The organism is Sphingomonas sp. (assembly GCF_048594985.1).
Lineage (GTDB): Bacteria > Pseudomonadota > Alphaproteobacteria > Sphingomonadales > Sphingomonadaceae > Sphingomonas_I.
In genome coordinates this window covers 1-1,615 of sequence record NZ_JBMDXG010000273.1, presented here as the reverse complement: position 1 = coordinate 1,615, position 1,615 = coordinate 1, and the positions used below count along the sequence as shown (strand labels likewise).

Genomic DNA, 1,615 nt, shown 5'->3' with positions numbered 1-1,615 from the left:
GGTCTTGGTTTCAAGGAGCTTTGGGACATAGATCCCGCCAAGCATGTGCCCGGCCGCGTGATCCATACGCAGGGCTGGCCGCTGGCGGGCGAGGTCGGCGGAGGCTTCCTCTATCATCAGGGGAACAACCAGGTCGCGCTCGGCTTCGTGGTGGGGCTCGGCTATTCCAACCCGCATCTGTCGCCGTTCGAAGAGTTCCAGCGCTGGAAGCAGCATCCGGCGATCCGCCCGATCCTCGAAGGCGGGAGGCGGGTGAGCTATGGCGCGCGCGCGATCAATGAGGGCGGCTGGCAGTCGGTGCCGACGCTCGCTTTCCCCGGCGGGGCGCTGATCGGCTGCGCGGCGGGCTTTGTGAACGTCCCGCGCATCAAGGGCACGCATACCGCAATGAAGTCCGGCATGCTCGCGGCCGAGGCGGCGGCGGCGGCGATCGCAGTCGGCCGCTGCGGCGACGTTCTGGCGGACTATCAGCCGGCGGTGGAGGCAAGCTGGATCGCCGACGAGCTGAAGAAGGTGCGCAATGCCGAGCCGGCGGTCGCCCGCTTCGGCCCGCTGCTCGGCACCCTGTGGGCATGGGCCGACATGGTGATGCGCGGGCTTGGGATCGGGCTCCCCTACACCTTCCGCCACCACCGCGACAGCGACACGCTGTGGCGCAAGGACATGGTGGCGCCGATTGATTATCCGAAGCCGGACGGGGTGATCAGTTTCGACCGGCTGTCGTCGGTGTTCCTGTCCAACGTCAATCACGAGGAGGATCAGCCGATCCATCTGACGCTGAAGGATGCGGAGGTGCCGATCGCGGTCAACCTGGCGCGCTATGACGCGCCGGAGGAAAGATATTGCCCAGCGGGCGTGTATGAGATCGTCGGCCGGGACACGTCCGACCCGCGCCTGCAGATCAACGCGCAGAATTGCATCCACTGCAAGACGTGCGACATCAAGGACCCGACCCAGAACATCAACTGGGTGGTGCCCGAAGGTGGGGGCGGTCCCAATTACCCGAACATGTGAGCCGATGCGCCAGATCCTATTCCTTCCCCTGATCGCGCTGCTGGCGGTCCCGGTAAGCGCGGTCGCGCCTGTTCGCGCGCCATCGGACGCGACGCTCTACGTCCGCGCGCGGGTGGCGGAGGCGGCGGGCGACGCCACCGCGGCGAGCGCCGATCTCGCCGCGTTGCTGGCACGCGATCCCGACGACATCGCGATCGCGCAACGCGCCTATCGGCAGGCGCTCACGTCGGGGGACATGACGCTCGCGCTGCGCACCGCGCGCCGGCTGTACACGGCGGGCGAGCTGCCCGCCGACGGTCGCCTTCTCCTCGCGCTCGATGCGCTGCGGACCAAGGATTGGGCGGGCGTGCGCGCCGCCGCCGACGCGCTGGAGAAAGAGCGGCTGTTCGGCTTCCTCGCGCTTTATCTGCGAGGGTGGGCGGCGCAAGGGGGCAAGAGCGGCGATCCGCTCGCGATTATCGATCCGGCGCGGGAGCAGCAACTTGCGCGCGCCTATTTCGCCGAGCAGCGGATGCTGGTCCTGCTCGCGCAGGGCAAGCTGCCGGAGGCGCTGGCGCAGTTCCGAAGCGAGGAGAAGGCGCAGAGCGGCCCCGCCCGGCTG

Annotated in this window: 1 protein-coding gene and 1 pseudogene; both read left to right on the top strand. The window is 68.5% G+C overall.

The window, feature by feature from the left end:
- Window positions 1-1,014, top strand: a 1,014-nt coding sequence (locus ACOJSF_RS11040) for a 4Fe-4S dicluster domain-containing protein (RefSeq protein ID WP_420142250.1), incomplete at its 5' end; no start/stop codon positions are given.
- 4 nt (window positions 1,015-1,018) lie between these two features.
- Window positions 1,019-1,615: pseudogene (locus ACOJSF_RS11035) on the top strand (hypothetical protein); the annotation flags it as partial.